Here is a 19,541-nt window from a genome sequence, read left to right on the forward strand (position 1 = left end):
GGCCCGGCCGAAGCCGATCAGGCCGCGGCCTTGGCGCGCGAGGCCTTCTTGCGCTCGTGCGGATCGAGGTGGCGCTTGCGCAGCCGGATCGACTTGGGCGTGACTTCGACCATTTCGTCGTCGTCGATATAGGCGATCGCCTGCTCCAGCGTCATCTTCTTCGGCGGCGTCAGGCGAATCGCATCGTCCTTGCCGCCCGAGGCGCGGAAGTTGGTGAGCTGCTTCGCCTTCATCGGATTGACCTCGAGGTCATCCGGCTTGGCGTTCTCGCCGACGATCATGCCCTCGTACAGCGCCTCGCCGTGCCCGACGAACAGGATGCCGCGCTCCTCGAGCGGACCCAGCGCGTAGCTGTTGGCCTCGCCCGCGCCGTTCGAGATCAGCACGCCGTTCTTGCGGCCTTCGATATTGCCCTTGTGGGGACCGTATTTCTCGAACAGCCGGTTCATGATGCCAGTTCCGCGCGTGTCCGACAGGAACTCGCCGTGATAGCCGATCATGCCGCGGCTGGGCGCCGAGAAGGTGATGCGGGTCTTGCCGCCGCCCGAGGGACGCATGTCGGTCATCTCGGCCTTGCGGATGTTCATCTTCTCGACGACCGTGCCCGAATATTCCTCGTCCACGTCGATGATGACGGTCTCGTAGGGCTCGGTCTTCTTGCCGTCCTCCTCGCGGAACAGCACGCGCGGACGGCTGATGCCGAGCTCGAAGCCCTCGCGGCGCATCGTCTCGATCAGCACGCCGAGCTGGAGCTCGCCGCGGCCGGCGACTTCGTAGGAATCGCGGTCGTCGGCCTCGGTGACCTTGATCGCGACGTTCGATTCGGCTTCGCGGAACAGGCGGTCGCGGATCATGCGCGACGTCACCTTGCTGCCCTCGCGCCCCGCCATCGGCGAATCGTTGACGGCGAAGCGCATCGACAGCGTCGGCGGATCGATCGGCTGGGCGTGGAGCGGCTCGCTGACGCTGGGATCGCAGATCGTGTTCGAGACCGTGGCGGTGGTCAGGCCAGCCAGGCTGATGATGTCGCCGGCCTGCGCCTCTTCGGTCGGCACGCGCTCCAGCCCGCGGAAGGTCATGATCTTCGACGCGCGGCCCGTCTCGACGACGTTGCCGTCGTTATCGAGCGCATGGATCTGCTGGTTGGTCTTGACCGAGCCGGAGAAGACCAGGCCGGTGAGGATGCGGCCGAGGAAATTGTCGCGATCGAGCAGCGTCACCAGGAACTTGAACGGACCGTCCGGATCGGCCGACGGCGCGGGCACATGCTCGACGATCTTGTTGAACAAGGGCGCCAGCGTGCCTTCGCGCAAGGAATGATCGTCATTGGCATAGCCATTGCGGCCCGAGGCATAGAGCACGGGGAAGTCGAGCTGCTCGTCGGTGGCATCGAGGCTCACGAACAGGTCGAACACCTCGTCGAGCACTTCCTGGATGCGCTCGTCCGGGCGATCGATCTTGTTGACGACGACGATCGGGCGCAGGCCCAGCGCCAGCGCCTTGCCGGTGACGAACTTGGTCTGCGGCATCGCGCCCTCGGACGAATCGACCAGCAGGATCACGCCGTCGACCATCGACAGGATGCGCTCCACCTCGCCGCCGAAATCGGCGTGGCCGGGGGTATCGACGATGTTGATCCGCGTGCCCTCCCAGTCCACCGAGGTGCACTTGGCGAGGATGGTGATCCCGCGCTCTTTCTCGAGATCGTTCGAATCCATCGCCCGCTCTTCGATGCGCTGGTTGTCGCGGAACGTGCCGGACTGACGGAAAAGCTGGTCGACTAGCGTGGTCTTGCCGTGATCGACGTGGGCGATGATCGCCACGTTACGAAGATTCATACATTATCCTGAATGTCGCGGGAGCGCGTTATCGCGGGCGCCCATAGCCGAATTTGTGCGTTGCGGGAAGGGCAAGCGGAACCATGGAGATAGTTATGCCGGAACCAGTTGCAATCCAGGTCATCATCGGCAGCGTGCGCGAGGGGCGGATGGCGCTTCCGATCGCGCATTGGGTGATGGAGCAGGCGGCCCTGCGCGAAGACCTGGCCTGCGAGGCGATCGACCTCAAGGACTGGGATCTGCCCTTCTTCTGGCACCCCAGGCCGCCGGCGATGGGCGGCTATGCCGATCCCTTGCAGCAGCGCTGGGCCGGGAAGATCGGCACGGCCGACGGCTATATCCTGGTGGCGCCCGAATATAATCACGGGCCGAGCGCGGTGCTGAAGAACGCGCTCGACACCGTCTATGCCGAGTGGAACCGCAAACCGGTGGCGTTCGTCGCCTATGGCGGGATGGGCGGGGCGCGCTCGGTCGAGCAATTGCGGCTGAACGCGGTGGAGCTGCAGATGGCGCCGCTGGAAGCCGCGATCCACCTGACCGGCGCGGGCGCCAAGCGCCAGGGCGACCGCTTCCTGGGCGACGACAAGGACAACCAGCGGCTGGGGCATCTGTTCGACGAGCTGGCCTGGTGGGGACGGACGCTGAAGGCGGGACGCACGAGCTAGAGCCGGAAAATGAGGTGATTGGCGCGTATCTCCGCAGCCCTTGGCGTTTCCCGTGTAGTGTACTATCTAACTGACACACTTGGATAGAAGCGGCAATGCCCCTATTGATGGGCCGGGCAGCTTTTGGAGGAATTGCATGGCGACGGAAACCGCGACAGCCGAACCCGATCTGGTGCTGACGCCGCCCGAGCCGGTGAAGGTGGTCGCCCCCGAAAAGGCTGCCGGGCTGGTACCGGTCGACGACAAGAAGCGGACCGAGCTCGAATCGCGAGTCGATACGTTCATCGACGATCTGGTGGCGCATGACGTCAACTCGCCCGAGTTCGGCAAGCGAGTCGATGCGATCGCGGCGATGGGGCAGAAGGAGATCCGCGACGCGGCCGGCCAGTCGAACCGCTTCCTCGATCGCCCGGTGAAGGCGATCGGCAACGATACCGGCGTCGGCGCCGACCTGCTCGCGCTGCGCAAGACCGTCGAGGATCTCGATCCCAGCAGGAACGGCAGGCTGGTCGGCGGCAAGGACGGTTTTCTGAGCAAGCTCTTCGGCGGCAGCGGGATGAAGCAGTATTTCCGCAAATACCAGTCGTCGCAGAGCCACATCAACGGCATCCTCAAGAGCCTGTCCAACGGCAAGGACGAGCTGCTGATGGACAATGCCGCGATCGACACCGAGCGCGCGAACCTGTGGAACGCGATGGGCCGGCTGGAGCAGATGATCTATCTCTCCAAGGCGATGGACACGAGGATCGAGGACAAGGCCAACGAACTCGATCACACCGATCCCGCCAAGGCCAAGGCGCTGCGCGAGACCGCGCTCTTCTATGTCCGCCAGCGCACCCAGGATCTGCTCACCCAGATGGCGGTGACGGTGCAGGGCTATCTGGCGCTCGACCTGGTCAAGAAGAACAATGTCGAGCTGGTGAAGGGCGTCGATCGCGCCTCCACCACTACCGTATCGGCGCTGCGCACCGCCGTCACCGTGGCGCAGGCGCTGACCAACCAGAAGCTGGTGCTCGACCAGATCACCGCGCTCAACACCACCACGGCGGGGCTGATCGATTCGACCGGCCAGCTGCTCAAGAGCCAGTCGGCCGCGATCCACGAGCAGGCGGCGAGCTCGACGATCCCGGTCGAGACGCTCCAGCGCGCGTTCCAGAACATCTACGACACGATGGACGCGATCGACACGTTCAAGCTCAAGGCGCTCGACAGCATGAAGACGACGGTCACCACGCTTTCGAGCGAGGTCGAGAAATCGAAGGGCTATATCGCCCGGGCCGAGGGCGCGGCGCAGAACCAGGTCTCCGGCCCCGGCGAGACGTTCAAGCTGGAGGCGCTGTAAGCCGTGCCGACCGACGTGGACCATCAGATCGCGCGCGCGGGCGAGCTCCTGGACCGGACCCGCGAGCGCTATGCCTCGGTATCCCGGCGCGCGGCGCAGCGGCGCAATGCCGAGGTGCTGCGCCGCGTCGGCCGGATCGTGGTGGCCGATACCGCGATCGTGATCGCGGCGATCGTGGCAGGGCTGCTGCTGCCCACGGGCATCGGCATGTTCGGCGCGCTGGCGGTGTTCATCCTGCTGATGCTGGCGACGGTGTTCTTCGCGATCTTCCCGCTCGGCGCCGCAATCAATGTCGAGCAGCTCGCGCAGACGCCGCTCAAGGCGCTGCCGCTCACCACCGAGCGCTGGCTGGAGTCGCAGCGGCCCGCGCTGCCCGCGCCGGTGCGGACGCTGGTCGATTCGATCGGGGTGAAGCTGGAAACGCTGGCGCCGCAGCTCGCGACGCTGGACGACGCTTCGCCGGCCGCTGGCGAAGTGCGCAAGCTGCTGGGCGAGCAACTGCCCGAGCTGGTGAAGGGCTATGGCCGCGTCCCCGAGCCGCTGCGCCGCGTCGAGCGCAACGGACTGACGCCGGACCAGCAGCTGGCGCAGGGGCTGCAGGTGATCGACGACGAGATCGGCCAGATGTCCGCCCAGCTCGCCCAGGGCGATCTCGACCTGCTGGCGACGCGCGGGCGCTATCTCCAGATCAAATATCAGGGCGAGGAGTTGGGCGGCGGCGCCTAGCGCTTGATCCCGGTCGCCGCCCGCTCCGCCAGCCGCGCCACGGCGGCGGCATGGATGCCGGCCGTGGTGGCGAGGACGCCGAACGCTTCCCCGGACGGCGTGTTGAAGTGCAGCGCACCGCCCAGCGCGTCCGTCACCGTCGCGCCGGCTTCGCGCGCGAGGAGCACGGCGGCGGCGATGTCCCATTCGCTGCCCCAGCGCAGCGTCGCGACCAGATCCGCCTCGCCCGCCGCGACCATCGCGATGCGCAGCGCGATCGAATTGGGCTTGGGGATCGCCGCCAGATCCTGATCGATCCTGGGGAGCTGATCGGCGGGCACGCGGGCACCGGCCAGCGCGTCGCGCTCGGCGGCGTGGAGCCGCTCGCCGTTACGCCAGGCGCCCTGCCCCACCTGCGCCGTCCACACCTCGCCGCGCGCGGGGGCGTCGAGCACGCCGATCACCGGCTGGCCATGCTCGACCAGCGCGATCGACACCGCCCAGCCGGTACGCCCGCGCAGATAGTCGCGCGTGCCGTCGATCGGATCGACCACCCAGATGCGCTCCGATCCCAGCCGCGCGGCATTGTCGATCGTTTCCTCGGAAAGCCAGCCAGCGTCCGGCAGCAGCGCCTCCAGCCGCCGGCGGAGCATCGCATCGACTTCGAGATCGACCGCGCAGACCGGGTTGCCGGGCGATTTCTCCCAGCGCGCGAAATCGGTATGCCAGCAGTCCATCGCCAGCCGCCCGGCATCGGCGGCGATCGCCGCGATCTCGCGGGCCAGATCAGTCACCGGCTATCGTCATCCCGTCGATGCGCAGCGTCGGCGCGTTGATGCCGAAGCGGAACTCCAAGTCATTGGCGGGCGTGAGCGCGAGGAACATGTCCTTGAGGTTGCTCGCGATCGTCACTTCAGAGACGGGCGTGGTGATCTCGCCATTCTCGATCAGGAAGCCCGCCGCGCCGCGGCTGTAATCGCCGGTGACGCCGTTGACGCCCTGGCCGATCAGCTCCGTCACCAGCAGGCCGCGCGTGATCTCGCCCACCAAGGTCTCGGGCGGGATGCTGCCGGGATGCATATAGAGGTTGCTCGGGGCGACGCCGGGCGCGCCCGCGATCCCGCGCGAGGCATGGCCGGTCGGCTCCAGGCCGAGCTGGCGGGCCGAGGCGCTGTCGAGCAGCCAGGTCTCGAGCATGCCCTGGTCGATCAGCTTGATCGGCAGCACCGGCAGTCCCTCGCCGTCGAACGGGCGCGAGCGCAGGCCGCGCGGACGGTGCGGATCGTCGCAGATGGTGACGGCGCGGGCGAAGACCCGGGTGCCGAGCGCATCGCGCAGGAAGCTGGTCTTGCGGGTGATCGCCGCGCCGCTGATCGCGCCGAGGAAATGGCCGAGCAGGCCGGAGGAGACGCGGCGATCGAACACCACCGGCAACGTGCCGCTGGCGATCTTCGCCGGGTTCAGCCGGGCGACGGCACGCTCGCCGGCGCGGCGGCCGATCGTCTCGGGCGCTTCGAGCATCGCGGCGTGGCGGGCGGAGTGATGGGCGTAATCGCGCTGCATCCCGCTGCCGCTGCCGGCAAGCACGCTGGCGGACAGGCCGTGGCTGGTCTGGGCATAGGCGCCGGTGAAGCCGTGGCTGGTGGCGAGCGCCATGATCGACCGCGACGCGCCGGCGCTGGCGCCTTCGCTGTTGGTGACGCCTTCGACCGCGCGGGCGGCATCCTCGGCGGCGAGCGCCTGTGCCTTCAGCGCCGCCGGCTCGGCATGGGCGCCGTCATCGAGATCGAGAAGCGGCGGCGTGCCGTGGAGCAGCCGCTCCTCGGGGGCGAGCCCGGCCCATTTGTCCTCGGGCGCCTCGCGCGCCATGGCGAGCGCGCGATCGACCAGCACGTCGAGCGCCTGGGTGCTGAGATCGGACGTGGAGACGCTGGCCGAGCGGCGGCCGACGAACACGCGCAGCCCCAGCTCCTCGCTCTCGGAGCGCTCGACATCCTCCAGCGCGGCCATGCGCACCGATACGGAGAGCGAGCTATCAGCGGCGAACACGGCATCGGCGGCATCGGCGCCAGCCCTGCGCGCGCGATCGACGACGTCGCGTGCACGCTCGCGGGCTTGTTCGACAGTCAGCATCCCGGGCACTTAGGTCTGCGGGCGGCGAACGTCAAAGAGTCTGGCCGATGACGAGGCAGGCGGCGAACATGAGCAGGCCGGCATTGCGGTTCGAACGGAAGCGGGCGAGCGCGTTGGCACCGTCGGCGGGCACCAGCGTCAGCACCTGCCAGGCGAGGTGCAGCGCCATCGGCAGCAGCGCGGCGAGCGCGAGCGGATCGGGGCGGAGCTGCCAGAAGGCGGCGGCCCACAACGCCAGTGCAGCGGCGTAGAAGAACGCGACGCCGGGCCGCACCCGGCTGCCGAGGCGGCGGGCGGAGGAACGGACGCCGACCAGCGCGTCGTCCTCCACGTCCTGGAGCGCATAGATGGTGTCATAGCCGATCACCCAGAAGATGCTGCCGGCATAGAGCAGCGCGCCCGGCGTGAAGTGCATGTCCGGCGCCTCGGCCCAGCCGACCAAGGCCGCCCAGGAGAAAACCAGGCCCAGCCAGGCCTGGGGCCACCAGGTGATCCGCTTCATAAAGGGATAGGCGGCGACCAGCACGAGGCTCGCCAGCGCGACCCAGACCGCGAAGGGGCGAAGCTGCACGAGCACCACCAGCCCGACCAGGCACAGCGCCAGCAGCCAGCCCCAGGCCGCCTTGAGCGACACTGCACCGCTGGCGAGCGGGCGGCTGCGGGTGCGGGCCACCTGCCGGTCGAGATCGCGATCGACAATGTCGTTATAGACGCAGCCCGCGCCGCGCATCGCGATGCTGCCGAGCAGGAACCACAGCAGCAGATCCCAGCGCAGGATCGCCTGCCCCGACAGCGCGATCGCCCAGGCGCCGGGCCAGAAGAGCAGCCACCAGCCGATCGGCCGATCGAATCGCGCGAGCAGCGCATAGGGCCGCGCGGCGGCAGGGAGCAGGCCCATCAGGCCGCGATACTCGGTATCGGGGACGATTTCGGGCGCGGGCGTGGTCATGCGCGCCCTGCTGCCACAGGCGCGGGGCCAGGGAACAGGATTTTGTCGCGCCGGGCACATTCTTGCGACAATTGGATCCTAACGGAGCGTCATGGGGGTCTTTCGAATCAAGGGCGAGCGATGCGCATCCTTCTCTTCTCCAGCCTGATCCTCGCTACAGCCACCGGCACCGCCTCCGCCGCGCCGCGCGAACAGATCTTCATCAGCCCGATGGGCGAGCCCTTCCGCTCAGACGCAGGCGGCACGGCGCCGCAGGACATGTGGTTTGCCGCCGCCGACACCGATCATGACGGCACCCTCAGCCGCGCCGAGTTCCAGGCCGACGCCAAGCGATTCTTCGCCACGCTCGATCGCAGGCACGACGGCGAGATCGATCCCGACGACATCGAATATTACGAGACCGTGGTGGCGCCCGAGATCCGCGTCACCGATTTCGGCGGCGGCACCCAGCGCAGCGGCGCGACCGAGTTCGACGGCGGCGAGGACACGCCCGCCCGGCGCGACGCCAGCGCGGCCCGCGGGCGCCAGGGCGCGGCGCGGTTCAGCTTCTTCGACTATCCCGAGCCGGTGGTGGTGGCCGATCGCAACTTCAATCGCGGCGTCGATGCGGCCGAGTTCGCCTATGCCGCCGATCAGCGCTTCGACATGCTCGACAAGAATGGCGACGGGAAGCTCCAGCATGACGAGCTGCCCAAGATCGTCGCCGGACCTCCTCCCGGCCGGGGCGGCGGACGCGGTGCAGGGCGCGGACGCGGCGGCGGCCATCATGGCGGCGGAATGGGTCGCGGCATGGGCCAGGATGGCGGTCAGGGATTTTGACCGGCCGGGGGTGACGGCGGCACGCGGGCGCGGCTAGGGTCCGCGCCATGCCCGCCACTCCCGCCTGGCCGCCCCAATCGGCGCCGCGCCTGTTCGTCGAAACCCCGCTCGCGCCCGGCGAGATCCGGATCGACGGTCCCCAGGCCCATTATCTCGTTTCCGTCATGCGCACCAAGCCGGGCGCGGCGGTGAAGCTGTTCGACGATGCGACCGGCGAATGGCTGGGCGTGGTCCGCGCGACCGGCAAGCGCGACCTGATCCTCGACGTGACCGAAAAGCTGCGCGAGCGCGAGGCGGTACCCGACCTGTGGCTGTGCGCCGCACCGATCAAGAAGGGCCGGATCGACTGGGTGGCGGAAAAGGCGTGCGAGCTGGGCGTCGCGCGGCTGGCGCCAGTGCTGACGCGGCGCACGGTGATCGACCGGCTCAACCTGGAACGGTTGCGCGCGCACATGATCGAGGCGGCCGAGCAATGCGGCCGCACCGCGCTTCCCGAGCTGGCCGAACCGGTGAAGCTGGCCGTGCTGCTCCGCGACTGGCCGGCCGAGCGCGCGCTGTTCTTCGCCGACGAGGCGGGTGGCACCCCGGCGCTGGAGGCGATGCGCGCCCGCCCCGGCCCCGCCGCGATCCTGATCGGCCCGGAGGGCGGCTTCGACGACGACGAGCGCGAAGCTATCCGCGCGCTGCCCCAGGCGGTGGGCATCGCGCTTGGCCCCCGCATCCTCCGCGCCGAGACGGCGGCGGCGGCGGCGGTCAGCCTGTGGATGGGCGCCGCGGGCGATTGGTGATCCAAATTCCTCCCCGGAACGGGGAGGGGGACCGCGCCCGCAGGGCGTGGTGGAGGGGCCCGCTCTCCACCAACGTCATCGTTTGAGGAAAGCGGCCCCCTCCACCATCGCTGACGCGATGGTCCCCCTCCCCCTTCCAGGGAGGATCTCGGGACAACCGACCGGTACAGATAGCGCTGGCGCAGGCTCCCGCCCGCCGCTAATGCGCGCGCCATGAGCACGAAGACCGCTTCGGAAACCTGCGCGCCGGTCATCGAGGATCGTGCCCAGCTGATCGACTATTTCGCCCGGGGCGAAAAGCCGCGCGAGCGCTGGCGGATCGGCACCGAGCACGAGAAGTTCGTCTACTGGAAGACGCCCGATCACCGCGCCCCCAGCTATGAGGAGCCGGGCGGCATCCATGCGCTGCTGATCGGCCTCACCGAGTTCGGCTGGAAGCCGGTATACGAGGGCGAAAACATCATCGCGCTTTCCGGCCCGGACGGCGCGATCAGCCTGGAGCCCGCCGGCCAGTTCGAATTGTCGGGCGCGCCGCTGGAAAATCTCCACCAGACCTGCGCCGAGACCGGCCGCCACCTGCAACAGGTGAAGGCGGTGGGCGACAAGCTGGGCATCGGCTTCCTCGGCCTGGGTATGTGGCACGACAAGACGCGCGCCGAGCTGCCGATCATGCCCAAGGGCCGCTACGAGATCATGCTGCGCCACATGCCGCGGGTCGGCTCGATGGGCCTCGACATGATGCTGCGGACCTGCACGATCCAGGTGAACCTGGACTATGCCAGCGAGGCCGACATGGCGAAGAAGTTCCGCGTCGGGCTGGCGCTCCAGCCGCTCGCGACCGCACTGTTCGCCAATTCGCCCTTCCTGGAGGGCAAGCCCAACGGCTATCTCTCCTATCGCAGCCATATCTGGTCGGACACCGATCCGGCGCGCACCGGGATGCTGCCCTTCGTGTTCGAAGAGGGCTTCGGCTATGAGCGCTATGCCGAGTATGCGCTCGATGTGCCGATGTACTTCGTCTACCGCGACGGCAAGTATATCGACGCGGCCGGACAGAGCTTCCGCGATTTCCTGAAGGGCGAGCTGCCCGCCTATCCCGGCCACAAGCCGACGATCGACGACTGGGCGGACCATCTCTCCACCGCCTTCCCCGAAGTGCGGATGAAGCAGTTCCTCGAGATGCGCGGCGCCGATGGCGGGCGCTGGGGGCGGATCTGCGCGCTGCCGGCGCTGTGGGTGGGGCTGCTCTATGATGACACCGCGCTCGATGCGGCCTGGGACTTGGTGCGCGACTGGACGATCGAGGAGCGCCAGGCGCTGCGCGACGCGGTGCCGAAGCTGGCGCTCGACGCGCCGATCCCGGGCGGCGGGAAGCTCAAGGACATTGCCGGCCAGGTGCTCGACATCTCGGCTTCGGGGCTGAAGGCGCGCGCGCGGCTGAACGCCGCGGGCGACAATGAGAGCGGCTTCCTCGATCCGCTGCGCGAGATCGTCCGCACCGGCAAGGTGCCCGCGCAGATCCTGCTCGATCGCTTCAACGGCGATTGGGGCGGCGATATTTCGCGGGTGTATGAAGAGGCGAAGTTCTAGGCGCCCTTCCCGCTTACGGCCGAACGTTGCTCAGTTCTTCTCCCTTTCCCCTTTGGGGAGCATCGGGTCGGCCATGCCCCCGGCATGGCCTCAACAGCGCGGGGCGCTGTTGACCCGATGCTGGTCGGGGGAGAGGGGCAAGTGCCGTGAATTCGCGGCTCCTGCCCCTCTCCCGGCTTCGCTTCGCTCGCCACCCTCTCCCCAAAGGGGAGAGGGATTGTGATGCAGGATTTCGCCTGTTCAGCTTGGCGCGCCGGGTGCTCCGGCCGCTCTTTGACCACGCCTCACCCACCCGAAGAACCGCGGTACTGCCCCGTTCCGCTCCATCCATTCGCTGTACGCACGATACGCCGGATCGGCGCCGAGATGCTTCTCCTCGGTACGCGCGCGCCAGTAATAGACGCCGCTGACGCACACCATCACCGCCGCGTTGCGGATGCCGTCCGCCCAGCCGGTGGTGGCGAGGAAGGGCAGCGTCGAGAACCACCAGAACAGGTTCTTCGAAAGATAGGCCGGGTGGCGGCTCCACGCATACGGCCCGTGCGTCAGCACGCCGCGATGGGTGAGGTTCGAGAAGCGCATCCCGAACGCCACCGTCGCCCAGGCATAGATCGCCGTCAGCCCCACCAGCACCGCGCCGACGATCCCCAGCACCCAGGGATGCCCGGCATACCAATAGGTCCAGTCCGCCGCGCCCTGATGATAGTCGAGCACGCCGCCGTCGGCCATCAGCACGAAGGGCGGATAGCAGATCAGCGCCGCCGTCCAAGCCGCCGCATAGGGGTTCGCCGAGCGGATATGCGAATCGAGCGGGCGGAAGGTGAGGATGTAGCCGGCGGTCGCGAAGGCGACGTCGATCAGGAACATGAAGGTGATGCAGGTATTGGCCAGCGCCACCGGATCGCGCCACACCCGGCTGTAATCCGCCGAGACGAACTCGCCGAAGCCGGGGGGCACGATCGAGAGCATGAAGGCGAGGAAGAAGCCCTTCACCGTCCAGCTTCTGAGGTGGCTCCAGATCGCGTCCCGGTCGATCCCCTCCGATCCCATCAGCCAGGCGCCGAGATGCCAGGCGCCGTCGCGCGGCTCCACCAGCCGCCGGTCGAGCCAGAGGACATAGGGGATCGAAAGGACGAACAGCACCGGGGCGGCGATGCTGAAGCACCACATGGCGAAGGGGAAATTGGCGTAGCGCGTCTCCCACCAGAAGCGACCGAGCGCATAGACGGCGGCGATCCCGCCCCAGGTGAGCCACAGCCCGGCGAGCTTGGTGATCGATATGTCCAGCGTCTCGCGCCAGGGGCGGACCGATCGCCAGTCGATGCCGGTGGAGGGGTTGCGATGCACCCGGTCGACGAACACCGACCACAACACCATCGGCAGCGCGCAGGCGAGGACGTTGACCAGGGCGGCATAAGGCCCGTCGAGCCCCAGGACATGTGCGGTCAGCACCCAGGCGCTCATGCCCGCCAGTCCCGCGAAGCCGACGCCTGTGCTCACCGCCGATCGCGGGCGCGGATCGACCTTGGCGCGGGCTGCCAATGCGGGATCGTGAAACATCCCGGACACCTATCCACATAATGGTTAGGGAGCGGTGAAGGATGTGCTCTTTACCGCGCTCCCGCCTGCCGCTTATCACCTGCCCGTCGCTCCAGACCGAAGAGGTTCCTTGATGAAGCAAATGCTGCCGATCGCCGCCCTTCTGCTCGCCACCACCGCGCCCGCTTTGGCGCAGAATTCGGCACCGCAGCCGGTGTGGCCGGTCGATACCATCCCGCAGGCGCGCGATATCGACTATCCCGGCACGCTTCAGCTCGACATCGACGCGACCGACACGCAGCGCGGCATCTTCAACGTCAAGGAAACCATCCCCGTCGCCAAGAGCGGCCATATGGTGCTGCTGTTCCCGAAATGGCTGCCGGGCGCCCACACCCCGCGCGGCGAGATCGAGAAGCTGGCGGGGCTCCAGATCCGCGCCAACGGCAAGCGCGTGCCCTGGACGCGCGATCCGATGGACGTCTTCGCCTTCCATGTCGAAGTGCCGGCCGGCGCCAAGGCGCTGAACCTGGAATTCCAGTTCATCTCGGCGACCGTGCCGGACCAGGGCCGCATGGTGATGACGCCCAACATGTTGAGCCTCCAGTGGAACTCGATGAGCCTCTATCCGGCGGGCTATTTCACCCGGCGCATCCCGGTGCAGGCGACGGTGAAATACCCCACGGGATGGTCGGCGGCCGCGGGCCTGCCCTCCAAGGCGACCGGCTCCACCTATACCTATGACAAGACGACCTACGAGATCCTGGTCGATTCGCCGGTGCTCGCCGGCCGCTACTACAAGCCGTTCGAGCTGAGCCCGCGTGTCACGCTCGACGTGTTCGCCGATTCGCCCGAAGAGCTGGAGGCCAAGCCCGAGCAGATCGAGGCGCACAAAAGGCTGGTCGAGCAAGCCGTGAAGACCTTCGGCACCCAGCATTACGATCATTACCACTTCCTGCTCTCGATCAGCGAGGAGCTGGGCGGGATCGGCCTGGAGCATCACCGCAGCTCGGAAGACGGCGTGCGCCCCGGCTATTTCACCAAGTGGGAGGAAGGCTCGGGCAGCCGCAACCTGCTGCCGCACGAATACACCCATAGCTGGGACGGCAAGTTCCGCCGCGGCGCGGACCTGTGGACCCCCGATTTCCGCACGCCGATGCGCGATTCGCTGCTCTGGGTCTATGAGGGGCAGACGCAGTTCTGGGGCTATGTCTTCCAGGCCCGCTCCGGCCTGGTGAGCAAGGAGGATACGCTGGAGGGCTATGCCGCGATCATGGCGAGCCTCGACAATCGCCCGGCCCGCCAGTGGCGCCCGCTGGTAGATACCACCAACGATCCGATCATCTCCTCCCGCCGGCCCAAGGGCTGGGTGAGCTGGCAGCGCTCCGAGGATTATTACAATGAGGGCCTGCTGGTCTGGATGGACGTCGATTCGATCCTCCGCGAGCAGAGCCACGGCACCAAGTCGATCGACGATTTCGCCCGCAGCTTCTTCGGCTACAAGGACGGCGATTTCGGCGAGGTGACCTATACGCTCGACGATGTCATCGCCGAGCTGAACCGGATCGTCCCCTATGACTGGAAGGGCTTCCTGGACGAACGGCTGAACGCCGTCACCGAGCGCGCGCCGCTCAATGGCTTCACCCGCAACGGCTACAAGCTCGTCTATACCGACGTGCCGAACAAGTCGGGCCGCGGCGGCCGCGACCTGGCCGACCTCACCTATTCGCTGGGCCTGACGGCCGGGCCGCGCGGCATCAGCAACGTCACCTGGGACAGCCCGGCCTTCAACGCCGGCATGGATCTGGGCGACGAGATCGTCGCGGTGAACGGCATGAGCTATACCGGCGACCGGCTGAAGGACGCGGTCAAGGCGGCCAAGGGCACCAAGGATCCGATCAAGCTGCTGCTGAAAAGCGGCGATCGTTTCCGCGAAGTGTCCATCGACTATCATGAGGGGCTGCGCTATCCGCACCTCGTCAAGACGGTCGAGGGAGAGGCTGGCCTAGACAAGCTGCTCCAGCCCCGCTGAGACGGGGCGGAGAGGCCAACCAAACAGGTTTGAACAATGCGTATTGATTTGATTCCGGTCGGCGACGATCCGCCGAACAGCTTGAACGTGGTCATCGAAGTGCCGGTCGGCGGCGAGCCCGTGAAGTATGAGTTCGACAAGGCCAGCGGCGCGCTGTTCGTCGATCGCATCCTGCACACGCCGATGCGCTATCCGGCGAATTACGGCTTCGTGCCGCATACCCTGTCGCCGGACGGCGATCCGCTCGACGCGCTCGTCATCGCCCGCTCGCCCTTCGTGCCGGGCTGCGTGGTGCGCGCGCGCCCGATCGGCGTGCTCAAGCTGGAGGACGAGGCCGGCGGCGACGAGAAGCTGATCTGCGTGCCCGTCGACACCACCTTCCCTTATTATTCGGACGTGGGCGAGCGCGGCGACCTGCCGTCGATCGTGCTCCAGCAGATCGAGCATTTCTTCAAGCACTACAAGGACTTGGAGTCCGAGAAGTGGGTGCGCATCGGCCAGTGGGGCGATGCCGCCGAGGCCCGCCAGATCGTGCTCGAAGCGATCGAGGCGGCCAAGAAGGCCAAGGCCGCCTGACCCGGATGGCCGCACCGCGCCACGAACATCGCCGGGGGATCGGCAATGTCGTGGCGCCGGTGCGGTTCATCGTCTTCGCGCTGGCGAGTGCCGCGGCGATCGCCGTCGCCACCCCCTGGCTGGGCCTGCGCCATGGCGTGATGGCCGGCTTCGATGCCGGCGCGGCGGTGTTCCTGATCCTCTGCTGGCCGCTGCTGCGCGAATCCGCCGAGCAGATGCGCGTCCGCGCCTGCCAGAACGACGCCAACCGGGTCGTGCTGCTGCTGGTCACTGGCGCGGTCTCGCTGGTGATCCTCGCCGCGGTGGCGAGCGAGCTGCTCCAGAAGGACGCGCCGCGTACCTGGTCGCTGGTGCTGGTCGTGGGCACGCTGGCGATGTGCTGGACCTTCTCCAACTTCGTCTATGCGCTGCACTATGCCCATCTCTTCTACAGCGAGGAGGAAGGCGCCGATTTGGGCGGCCTTTGTTTCCCGGAGACGAAGGAACCCAATTACTGGGATTTCGTCTATTTCGCCTTCTGCCTGGGCATGACCTTCCAGACCAGCGATGTGACCGTGACCGACAGCCGGCTGCGGCGGGTGGTGACGCTGCACTGCGTGGCGGCGTTCGTGTTCAACCTGGGCGTGATCGCCTTCACGATCAACGTGCTGGGCGGCTAGGCTTTCTTCCGCCCCTGGGCTTCCTGGGCGGGGCGCGGCGACCTGCCTCGATCGCCAGCAGCGCCCAGCGGCGCAGCTCGTCGGCATCGTCATAGGTCGCGTCGGGCGCGCGGCGATAGTTGAGCGACTGGGTGCGGCCATCGTCACGCGTGACCGTGAAACGTTCGGCATCGCCCCATTCGGCGGCGCTCTCGGCATCCGCCTTCAGCCACAGCGCGTCGAAGGCGAGGATCGCGAAGGCCACGCCGTCGCAATACAGCGCCGCGCCGCCGAACAGGCGCTTGCGGGTAACGGTGCCGAGCGGCTCCAGCGCCTCCTTCACCCATTCGGCCAGGCCCTCGTCCACCGCCATCAGTGGCTCGCCAGCCGCAGCCCGGCGATGCAGCCGACCAGCCCGAGGATCAGCAGCAGCCGCACCGGCGTCACCGGCTCGCCGAACCAGATCATGCCGACGATCACCGTGCCGAGCGCGCCGATCCCGCCCCACACGGCATAGGCGGTGCCCATCGGGATGCTGCGCGCGGCGACTTCGAGCAGCGTCATCGACAGCCCGACCGAGGCGAGGAAGCCGAGCGTCCAGGGCAGGTTGCGGAAGCCCTCGACGAAGCGCAGGCAGGTGGTGAAGCCCACTTCGAAACAGCCGCCGAGGACTAGCAGCGCCCAGGCCATCAGCCCCGCCCCGCCAGCGCGACGAGCGCCTCGCCGGAGACGCGCTGGACCTGCCATTCGCCCATCCCGACCGCGCCCAGCGCGCGATAAAAGCGGATCGCGGGCTCGTTCCAGTCGAGCACCGCCCATTCGAAGCGGCCGCAGCCCCGATCGAGCGCGATGCCGGCGAGATGGCGCAGCAGCGCCGTGCCGACGCCCGCGCCGCGCGCATCCGGGGTTACGTAGAGGTCTTCGAGATAGAGGCCGGGGCGGCCGGTCCAGGTCGAGAAATTCTGGAAGAACAGCGCAAAGCCCTGCACGGTGCCGTCTAGCTCGGCGATCACGGCTTCGGCGGCGGGACGCTCGCCGAACAGGGCGGACTCCAGCATGGGCTCGGTCGCGACGACCGCATCGGGCTCGCGCTCGAACTCGGCGAGCTCGCGGACCAGGCGCAGGATCAGCGGGACATCGGTGGGAAGGGCGGGACGGACCTGGATCATGCGCTTGCGATTTCACTTTCGATCTGAGGGGCCTGGCGGCGCGCGGCCAGCAGGCAGCCGGCGACGATGAGCAACGTGCCCGCGATCGCGCCGAGCGTGAGGGTCTCGCGGAAGAATAGCCAGCCCATCAGCGCCGCCCAGATGAAGGCGGTGTACTCGACCGTGAGCAGCACCTGCGCCTCGGCGCGCGCATAGGCCCAGGAGAGCAGCAGCAGCGAGACGATCGCCAGCGCCGCCGCCACGGCGACCGCCGGCCAGTGCGTGGCGGCGGGCATAGTCAGCAGCCAGGGCGCGGGCAGGCAGAAGAAGCCGAGGATGAACAGGTTCTGGAAGAACGCGATCTCGATCGGCCGGGCGTGCTGCGCCTGGTGCCGCGCGATGACCAGGTTGACCGCGTAGAATACCGCCGAGGTGAGCACCGCCGCCATGCCGAGCTGGGTATCGTCGTCATGCGTCCCGCCGATCCGCCCGGCCAGGATCACGCCGACGCCCGACAGGCCGAGCAGCGAGGCGAGCACCGAACGCGCGCCGATCCGTTCCTTCAGGAATATCGCCGCCAGCGCCAGCGCGATCAGCGGCGCGATGAAGGTGAGCGCGACCGCTTCGGCCAGCGGCACCCGCGCGATGCCCCAGAAAAAGGCGATCGCCATCACCGCGATGATCGCGCTGCGGAGGAAATGGACCAGGAGGATGTGGCGCGCCGGCATGCGCGGCCCGGACAGCGCGAACAGCGGCACCATGATCCCCGCCCCAACCGCCAGCCGCCAGAACAGCGCGACATAGGCGCCCATCGCGAGCGCCAGCCCCTTCATCAGCGCGTCCATCACCGAATAGAGTGCGATGCCGGCGCATGCGGCGGCGAAGGCCACAGGCAGGGAAGCGGGACGTGGCATGGTAGCTAGCGGATCAGTCGAATTTCGATGCCGACATCCAGTCCGTCCCAAGCCGTGTCGGAAGTCAACACCACTGACCCACGCTCTCGTGTCAAAGCCAGGCAAGCACGATCCCCCAGGGAAAGGCCGCGATGCTTCGTGGGACGACGCAATTCGGCGGCGATACGCGCCTGATCGAGCGTGAAGGGTACGATCTCGACCTCCAGCCGCCCGAGCAGGTTCAGGGCGTCTTCGGACCCGATACCTTCTTCTTCCAGGCGCTGGAGCACTTCGGTAATGTTGACCGCCGAGATTGCGGCGTTGCGTGCATGTGCAGCCACCGTATCGCCACCGCGCTCTCCCAGGGCCAGCGCGATCAAGGCCGAAGAATCGAGGACTGCCGTCACCGCCGCTTGCCGATCTTCGCGCGCAGCGCTTCCTCCTGCTCGTCTTCCATTGCCGCTTCCCGCCGCCGCTCGGCGATCAGTTCATCGACAAGACTGCCCTCATAGGGGCCCACCATCGCGCGAAAGGCGGCCTGCACTTCGCGAACCACCTGCGCATAGGTCTTCAGGACCAGATTCCCCTGATCGTCCCGCTCGATGACGAGCGAATCGCCGTCTTTGATATCCAGCTCGCGGCGCAATTCCGCAGGAATCACGATCTTGCCGCCGGCGATCACCTTTGCGTGATAGGTCATGTCATGCCTCCCAAGACCTGACCTATAGCACAAGACCTATTCCGCCGCCACGGCCTGGGCTGCCTCTGCCGCCTCGATCTCCGCGGCCTTGGCCTCGACCAGCTTGACGATGTGATCGACCATGCCGGCGTCCTGGACATGGTGATCGGTCACGCCCGAGAGATAGACCATGTGCTTGCCCGCGCCGCCGCCGGTGATGCCGATATCGGTCTCGCGCGCCTCGCCGGGGCCGTTGACGACGCAGCCGAGCACCGAGAGCGACATCGGCGTGCGGATATGCTGGAGCCGCTCCTCCAGCGCCTGAACGGTGCGGATCACGTCGAAGCCCTGGCGCGCGCAGCTCGGGCAGGAGACGACGCGGACGCCGCGATTGCGAATGCCGAGCGCCTTGAGGATCTCGAAGCCGACGCGGACTTCTTCCTCGGGCTCGGCCGAGAGGGACACGCGGATCGTGTCGCCGATGCCGAACCAAAGCAGCGAACCGATGCCGATCGCCGACTTGACCGTGCCGCCGACGAAGCCGCCCGCCTCGGTGATGCCCAGATGCAGCGGGCAATCGACCTGCTCGGCGAGCTGCTGATAGGCGGCGACCGCGAGGAACAGGTCGCTGGCCTTCACCGCGACCTTGAATTCGTGGAAGTCGCGGTCCTGGAGCAGCTTGATGTGATCGAGCGCGCTCTCGACCAGCGCCTCCGGGCAGGGCTCGCCGTATTTTTCGAGCAGATCCTTCTCCAGGCTGCCCGCGTTCACACCGATGCGGATCGAGCAGCCATTGGCCTTGGCGGCGTTCACGACTTCGTTCACCCGCTCGGCCGAGCCGATATTGCCCGGATTGATGCGCAGGCACGCCGCGCCGGCGTCGGCGGCTTCGAGCGCGCGCTTGTAGTGGAAATGGATGTCGGCGACGATCGGCACGCGCGCGGCGCGGACGATCTGCTTGAGCGCCGCCGTGCTCTCGACATCGGGGCAGGAGACGCGGATGATGTCGACGCCCGCATCCTCGCAGCGGCGGATCTGGTCGATCGTCGCCTTTGCATCGGACGTCGCGGTGTTGGTCATCGTCTGCACGGTGACCGGCGCATCGCCGCCAACGGGGACGTTGCCCACCATGATCTGGCGGCTGGGCCGCCGGACGATATCGCGCCAGGGTCTTACGGACATGGCGCGCATATAGCCCTCCCGGCCCCAT

At 67.7% G+C, this 19,541-nt stretch carries 21 protein-coding genes; 9 read left to right on the top strand and 12 right to left on the bottom strand.

From position 1 onward, the window contains the following. Positions 1-17 precede the first annotated feature (17 nt). Positions 18-1,838: a translational GTPase TypA gene (gene typA / locus HB724_RS06955; protein WP_213980185.1), complete on the bottom strand. Its 1,821-nt coding sequence runs from the start codon at positions 1,836-1,838 to the stop codon at positions 18-20. Positions 1,839-1,933: 95 nt separating this feature from the next. Between typA and HB724_RS06960 the strand changes: the two genes are divergently transcribed. The 3 genes from HB724_RS06960 (at position 1,934) to HB724_RS06970 (ending at position 4,571) form a co-directional block, all read left to right on the top strand. Next, positions 1,934-2,503 carry an NAD(P)H-dependent oxidoreductase gene (locus HB724_RS06960; RefSeq protein WP_213980186.1) on the top strand — a complete coding sequence of 190 codons (570 nt, stop codon included), beginning with the start codon at positions 1,934-1,936 and terminating at the stop codon, positions 2,501-2,503. Positions 2,504-2,639: 136 nt separating this feature from the next. Next, complete coding sequence (locus HB724_RS06965) at positions 2,640-3,845, top strand: toxic anion resistance protein (protein WP_213980187.1); 1,206 nt, start codon at positions 2,640-2,642, stop codon at positions 3,843-3,845. A 3-nt stretch (positions 3,846-3,848) separates the two neighbouring features. After that, positions 3,849-4,571, top strand: coding sequence for a hypothetical protein (locus HB724_RS06970; protein WP_213980188.1), 723 nt, complete (start codon positions 3,849-3,851; stop codon positions 4,569-4,571). On the opposite strand, the gene HB724_RS06975 is transcribed toward HB724_RS06970, so the two are convergent. The 3 genes from HB724_RS06975 to ubiA are packed head-to-tail and all read right to left on the bottom strand — an operon-like array spanning position 4,568 to position 7,632. Next, on the bottom strand, positions 4,568-5,344 hold the full coding sequence (locus HB724_RS06975) for a 3'(2'),5'-bisphosphate nucleotidase CysQ (RefSeq protein ID WP_213980189.1): 777 nt from the start codon (positions 5,342-5,344) through the stop codon (positions 4,568-4,570). The two genes, HB724_RS06970 and HB724_RS06975, sit on opposite strands and share 4 nt — an antisense overlap. Further along, a complete protein-coding gene (locus HB724_RS06980; protein WP_213980190.1) occupies positions 5,337-6,683 on the bottom strand; it encodes a metallopeptidase TldD-related protein in 1,347 nt (448 codons plus the stop codon). The genes HB724_RS06975 and HB724_RS06980 overlap by 8 nt, the downstream gene beginning before the upstream one ends. A gap of 31 nt (positions 6,684-6,714) precedes the next feature. Continuing rightward, positions 6,715-7,632 (bottom strand): 4-hydroxybenzoate octaprenyltransferase, encoded by a 918-nt coding sequence (gene ubiA, locus HB724_RS06985; RefSeq protein ID WP_213980191.1) that lies wholly within the window; start codon positions 7,630-7,632, stop codon positions 6,715-6,717. 120 nt (positions 7,633-7,752) lie between these two features. Between ubiA and HB724_RS06990 the strand changes: the two genes are divergently transcribed. The 3 genes from HB724_RS06990 (at position 7,753) to HB724_RS07000 (ending at position 10,829) form a co-directional block, all read left to right on the top strand. Next, positions 7,753-8,451, top strand: coding sequence for an EF-hand domain-containing protein (locus tag HB724_RS06990; RefSeq protein ID WP_213980192.1), 699 nt, complete (start codon positions 7,753-7,755; stop codon positions 8,449-8,451). A 47-nt stretch (positions 8,452-8,498) separates the two neighbouring features. After that, positions 8,499-9,239, top strand: a complete 741-nt coding sequence (locus tag HB724_RS06995; protein WP_213980193.1) for a 16S rRNA (uracil(1498)-N(3))-methyltransferase — start codon at positions 8,499-8,501, stop codon at positions 9,237-9,239. Between the two features lie 213 nt (positions 9,240-9,452). Next, positions 9,453-10,829 carry a glutamate--cysteine ligase gene (locus HB724_RS07000; RefSeq protein WP_213980194.1) on the top strand — a complete coding sequence of 459 codons (1,377 nt, stop codon included), beginning with the start codon at positions 9,453-9,455 and terminating at the stop codon, positions 10,827-10,829. A gap of 240 nt (positions 10,830-11,069) precedes the next feature. Here HB724_RS07000 and HB724_RS07005 read toward each other — a convergent pair whose 3' ends face one another. Beyond that, positions 11,070-12,389 carry a DUF1295 domain-containing protein gene (locus HB724_RS07005; protein WP_213980195.1) on the bottom strand — a complete coding sequence of 440 codons (1,320 nt, stop codon included), beginning with the start codon at positions 12,387-12,389 and terminating at the stop codon, positions 11,070-11,072. A 112-nt stretch (positions 12,390-12,501) separates the two neighbouring features. On the opposite strand from HB724_RS07005, the gene HB724_RS07010 reads away from it, so the two are divergent. The 3 genes from HB724_RS07010 to HB724_RS07020 are packed head-to-tail and all read left to right on the top strand — an operon-like array spanning position 12,502 to position 15,632. Further along, on the top strand, positions 12,502-14,397 hold the full coding sequence (locus HB724_RS07010; protein WP_213980196.1) for a peptidase M61: 1,896 nt from the start codon (positions 12,502-12,504) through the stop codon (positions 14,395-14,397). 36 nt (positions 14,398-14,433) lie between these two features. After that, a complete protein-coding gene (gene ppa, locus HB724_RS07015) occupies positions 14,434-14,973 on the top strand; it encodes an inorganic diphosphatase (RefSeq protein WP_213980197.1) in 540 nt (179 codons plus the stop codon). A 5-nt stretch (positions 14,974-14,978) separates the two neighbouring features. After that, the gene (locus tag HB724_RS07020) at positions 14,979-15,632 is read left to right on the top strand and encodes a DUF1345 domain-containing protein (RefSeq protein ID WP_213980198.1); all 654 of its coding nucleotides are present in this window, start codon (positions 14,979-14,981) and stop codon (positions 15,630-15,632) included. Here the strand turns inward: HB724_RS07020 and HB724_RS07025 are convergent. Genes HB724_RS07025 through ispG form a run of 7 tightly spaced genes read right to left on the bottom strand, consistent with a single transcriptional unit; the run spans position 15,613 to position 19,513 of the window. After that, complete coding sequence (locus tag HB724_RS07025; RefSeq protein ID WP_213980199.1) at positions 15,613-15,984, bottom strand: TfoX/Sxy family protein; 372 nt, start codon at positions 15,982-15,984, stop codon at positions 15,613-15,615. The genes HB724_RS07020 and HB724_RS07025 overlap by 20 nt on opposite strands. After that, positions 15,984-16,301 (bottom strand): multidrug efflux SMR transporter, encoded by a 318-nt coding sequence (locus tag HB724_RS07030; RefSeq protein WP_213980200.1) that lies wholly within the window; start codon positions 16,299-16,301, stop codon positions 15,984-15,986. The genes HB724_RS07025 and HB724_RS07030 overlap by 1 nt, the downstream gene beginning before the upstream one ends. Beyond that, complete coding sequence (locus HB724_RS07035; RefSeq protein WP_213980201.1) at positions 16,301-16,780, bottom strand: GNAT family N-acetyltransferase; 480 nt, start codon at positions 16,778-16,780, stop codon at positions 16,301-16,303. The genes HB724_RS07030 and HB724_RS07035 overlap by 1 nt, the downstream gene beginning before the upstream one ends. Further along, positions 16,777-17,673, bottom strand: coding sequence for a DMT family transporter (locus tag HB724_RS07040; RefSeq protein ID WP_213980202.1), 897 nt, complete (start codon positions 17,671-17,673; stop codon positions 16,777-16,779). The genes HB724_RS07035 and HB724_RS07040 overlap by 4 nt, the downstream gene beginning before the upstream one ends. A gap of 5 nt (positions 17,674-17,678) precedes the next feature. Continuing rightward, on the bottom strand, positions 17,679-18,059 hold the full coding sequence (locus tag HB724_RS07045) for a type II toxin-antitoxin system VapC family toxin (RefSeq protein ID WP_346344684.1): 381 nt from the start codon (positions 18,057-18,059) through the stop codon (positions 17,679-17,681). Beyond that, positions 18,056-18,334 carry an AbrB/MazE/SpoVT family DNA-binding domain-containing protein gene (locus tag HB724_RS07050; protein WP_346344685.1) on the bottom strand — a complete coding sequence of 93 codons (279 nt, stop codon included), beginning with the start codon at positions 18,332-18,334 and terminating at the stop codon, positions 18,056-18,058. Before HB724_RS07050 ends, HB724_RS07045 begins: the two co-directional genes overlap by 4 nt. A 54-nt stretch (positions 18,335-18,388) precedes the next feature. Continuing rightward, complete coding sequence (gene ispG / locus HB724_RS07055; RefSeq protein ID WP_213980205.1) at positions 18,389-19,513, bottom strand: flavodoxin-dependent (E)-4-hydroxy-3-methylbut-2-enyl-diphosphate synthase; 1,125 nt, start codon at positions 19,511-19,513, stop codon at positions 18,389-18,391. Positions 19,514-19,541: the final 28 nt, after the last annotated feature.

Origin of the sequence: Sphingomonas sp. dw_22 (assembly GCF_018449795.1) — a bacterium.
Lineage (GTDB): Bacteria > Pseudomonadota > Alphaproteobacteria > Sphingomonadales > Sphingomonadaceae > Sphingomonas.